At 37.9% G+C, this 4262-nt stretch carries 2 protein-coding genes; one reads left to right on the forward strand and one right to left on the reverse strand.

What is annotated here, in order from left to right; genetic code table 11:
* Window positions 1-36 precede the first annotated feature (36 nt).
* Window positions 37-2223, reverse strand: a complete 2187-nt coding sequence (locus ACIQ2S_RS11770; RefSeq protein ID WP_396176225.1) for a patatin-like phospholipase family protein — start codon at window positions 2221-2223, stop codon at window positions 37-39.
* A gap of 195 nt (window positions 2224-2418) precedes the next feature.
* Between ACIQ2S_RS11770 and ACIQ2S_RS11775 the strand changes: the two genes are divergently transcribed.
* Window positions 2419-4262: alpha-amylase family protein (locus tag ACIQ2S_RS11775; RefSeq protein ID WP_396176227.1), on the forward strand; the 1844-nt coding region annotated here is incomplete at its 3' end.

Raw genomic sequence — 4262 nt, forward strand, 5'->3', positions numbered from 1 at the left:
TCCATTCTAAGGTGTTTTTAATTACCTTGACGAAATTTAAAACCAATACCCAAAATACAAATAGAAAATCCATTCTCGATTCGCTTGTGTAGATTTGGCCGCTAAAACCTGTAACGGCCCAATCGGAGATTTATAGGCGTAACCACCGCCAAATCCGTCAATGTATTGAAATTCTCTCCATTCATCAGAATTTACCGCCGGTAAAGTAACAAACGTGCCGATATTGCCAATGGCTTTCAAATGTTGATTGGGCAAAAACTCCCAGTGTACTTCTGCAGAAACACTGCCCAATCCGTCGCCAATAAGTTCCATGCGATTATAGCCGTAAAAAGGTTGCATATTCAAAGGATAATCCAATCCCCAACTTCCTGCGAAGGTTTTGTTTGGGAAAAGGTCTTCATCGGTTAATAGTCCTCCCGAATAAAGCGAATATTGAATGCCTAATTTTTTTGCAGGCTTAAACCCTTGCGTAAATCGAAATTGGTAATACAAATACGGATTTTCACCATCTAAATTATTCATATCCCATGTACTGCTGATTTCACCATCAATACTCATTCCTTTCGATGCAAAATGATGGATTCGAAAGGTACTCCATTTATAAAATACAAAAGCATTCATCAAACTGAAGTTTCTAGCGGACTCATTAATCAGATCAAATAAATCTCCGTCTACCTTTGTATCTTGATAGGATATTCCGACTCCTACTTTTGAGTTTCGGTTGAGATTGCTTAAACCGTATATCTTTGCTAGCAATGTTTTGAATTTGTATTCGGATACCGAAATTTGTTCGTCGTAAAAGGGTTGTACATAATTAAAATAGGTCAAGTCTACAGCAGGTCGAAATTCACGACCAATCGACCGTTTGTATTTCAAACTGATAGATGGACTTTCAGAAATAATTACATCTGCAGTAAGTTTATAACCCGGATAAAATAAATTTCGGTAGGTATAGTTCAGCAGTAAAGCTGCTTTAAAATCTGAAGTATAATTCAAACTTAAATTAAGCGATTGGTCATTCTTTTTTGGTGTTAACTTAAATATATATTCTTTTCCATTATTCAAACTGTCTTTTTTAATGCGATAGGAAATAGCTTCAAAATCGCCGGTTCCATATAAATAAGTTGCTAGTTCCATATAATTCTTTGGATCTACTTCACCGCTAAAAAAGTCATTTAGTTTCTTTTCATCTTTGCTATCAATTCTTCCTTTGGGAGTCTCAATAGTAAGTTTTGTGAATTTTCGTGTTCCTACGGGAAGCGGATTTTTGAATGTACGTTGTTCAATCCGCAACGAATCTGCCAAAAACCGTAATCGGTCCAATTGCTTTCTGGCAGTATGTTCACCAATTTTTACAATGGTGTCAGCCATGGCAAAATCCGCCGATGAAATATCACCAAGTTCCGGCACAATCAACACGTTACATAGTTTACGATTGGTTTCGTTGTAGCGGGTATTTACATAGCTACCCGATTGCATCAAAACATCAAGCATGTTTAGATCGGCATCCGGATTGTTTTCAATCTGAGGAAAATCAACACCTATAATAAAATCAACATCATAATTTTGCTTCATGCGTTCCACCGGAAAATTGTTCACCCAACCGCCATCAATCAAAACTTTGTCACCAATGCGAATAGGTGTAAAAAAACTGGGAATCGACATACTGGCTCGCATGGCATCAGGTAAAAAACCGGAGTTAATCATCACTTCTTCGCCGGTATAATAATCGGCTGCAATACAATAAAACTTTCTGGGAAGCTTATTAAAATCATGCACATCATGGAAGTCTTCTGATAAATTGCACAACAAGTGGTATACCTTCGAACCATTGCTAAAACCACTTGGTAGTGTAATTCCTTTTTTGGTGATAGGTAATTTAAGTAAATACCGCGTATACATTTCCCAATTTTGTATAGGCTCGGTTTTTGGGTTGGGTTGCTGACTCAAAATATCCGTCCAATCAATGTTTGCTACTTGTTCTTCCATGGTTTTTGCATCGTATCCCATCGCATATAATCCGCCAATAATTGAACCCATACTTGTGCCTCCAACAACCTCGACATCAAAGCCTGCTTCTTCCAAAACTTTGATGACTCCTATGTGTGCCAAGCCTTTGGCCCCTCCGCCGGCAAGCACCAAACCCACTTTTGGTTTTTGTACTTGTGCAAAACCTAACACATTTAGAGATAATACCAAGGCAACAATAAAATATGTTTTCATGGAATAAAGTTCGTATTTGTGAATGAAATCACAGTAAAATTAACAAAAAATACCAGAAGAGCGGACACCATTACATAAAAAATCATTCTAATAATGGTGCTTGTATTAAAAGACTATGTAAGACTACAATTTATTTAAAACGAAATATAAAATGTAAATTTTTTGTAAATTTAGCACGTATAAAATACAACTCTTATGATTCGCAAGATCCTTTTTCTAACAAGTAGCTTACTACTTATTTCATCCCTTTCCTGTCAACAAAAAAACATGCAAGCACAGACGCAAACCAATGATTCAACTGCAACAAAAAAAGTAGTTGTTTATCAAGTATTTACTCGTTTATTCGGCAATCAAAACACAACCAATAAGCCTTGGGGAACTATTGAGGAGAACGGTGTCGGGAAGTTCAATGACTTTACTGACAAAGCTCTCCAGGAAATCAAAGATTTGGGGGTGACACACATTTGGTACACCGGTGTTCCACATCATGCTTTGGTAAACGATTATACTAGATATGGCATTTCAAATGATGATCCGGACGTGGTAAAAGGCCGTGCCGGTTCTCCCTATGCGGTGAAAGATTATTACAATGTGAATCCGGATTTAGCAGTTAATCCTGCGAAACGATTGGAGGAATTTGAAGCTTTGATTGCACGCACACACAAAAATGGGTTAAAAGTACTAATAGACATTGTTCCCAATCACATTGCCCGCAAATATGAAGGAAAAACCAATCCAAAAGGAGTAAAAGATTTTGGAGCCAATGATGATAAAACAGTTGAATACAAAAGGAATAATAATTTCTATTATATCCCTAATTCTAAATTCGAAGTGCCAACCGATGCCAATTATCAACCACTTGGAGGGGAAAAGCATCCACTAGCCGATGGAAAATTTGAAGAAGTTCCCGCAAAATGGACAGGTAACGGCTCTCGTTTAGCTAAACCGGACAGTAACGATTGGTATGAAACCGTGAAAATTAATTATGGAATTAAACCGGATGGCTCCAAAGATTTTCCGCTATTGCCTGATGGTTTTGATCAAAAGGATTTCAAAGCTCACGCTGCTTTTTGGAAAGGGAAAGACGTACCGGATTCTTGGAATAAATTCCGAGATATTGCTTTGTATTGGATTGAAAAAGGAGTGGATGGATTCCGTTTTGACATGGCCGAAATGGTGCCCGTGGAATTTTGGAGTTATATGAACTCAGCCATTAAAATGAAGAATCCGAACGCTTTTTTACTGGCAGAAGTTTACAATCCAAATGAGTATAGAAATTATATCCGCCTAGGTAAAATGGATTATCTGTATGACAAAGTGCAAATGTACGATACTTTGAAAAACATCGTGCAAGGCAGAGGTTTGCCCAAACATATTACAGGTATTCGCGAAGACTTGAAAGACATTGAACACCATATGTTACACTTTTTAGACAATCACGATGAGCAGCGTTTGGCGAGTCCACAATTTGCAGGTGACCCGAAAAAGGGGAAACCTTTAATGGTGGTTTCGGCCACTATCAGTTCGTCACCCACCATGATTTACTTTGGTCAGGAAGTTGGTGAACCGGGAGCTATTGATGCCGGATTTGGGAAAAATTCGCGTACTTCCATTTTTGATTATGTAGGAGTGCCCCACCACCAACGATGGATGAACGGCGGTAAATTTGATGGAGGTCAATTGTCATCGGATGAAAAAGATTTACGAGATTTCTACAAACGCTTATTGAATTTTACCACTAAAAGTGGTGCATTGATGGGAGATTTTCTGTCCATTCATGAAGCCAACTTGGAAGCGGGCTTGGGTTACGACTTCGGATTATATTCCTACGTACGTTGGAATGATACCGAAAAACTAGTTATAGTAACCAATTTTAATCAAAATACACCGGTTACTTGTGATGTAATTATTCCGGCGGATGTTATCAAACAAATGAACATTAAAGACGGAAGTTATATGCTGAAAGACCAATTGTATGGAAAAAATACCAACAAATTGCAAGTGGTGAATGGAGTAGGGAAGTTCGCTATAAAAATAGC

The organism is Flavobacterium sp. (genome assembly GCF_044371705.1).
In the GTDB taxonomy this organism is placed as follows: domain Bacteria; phylum Bacteroidota; class Bacteroidia; order Flavobacteriales; family Flavobacteriaceae; genus Flavobacterium.

What these genes read in the sequence shown, in the direction of transcription:
- ACIQ2S_RS11770 (WP_396176225.1), bottom strand. Translation starts at nt 2,223, where the DNA reads ATGAAAACATATTTTATTGTTGCCTTGGTATTATCTCTAAATGTGTTA.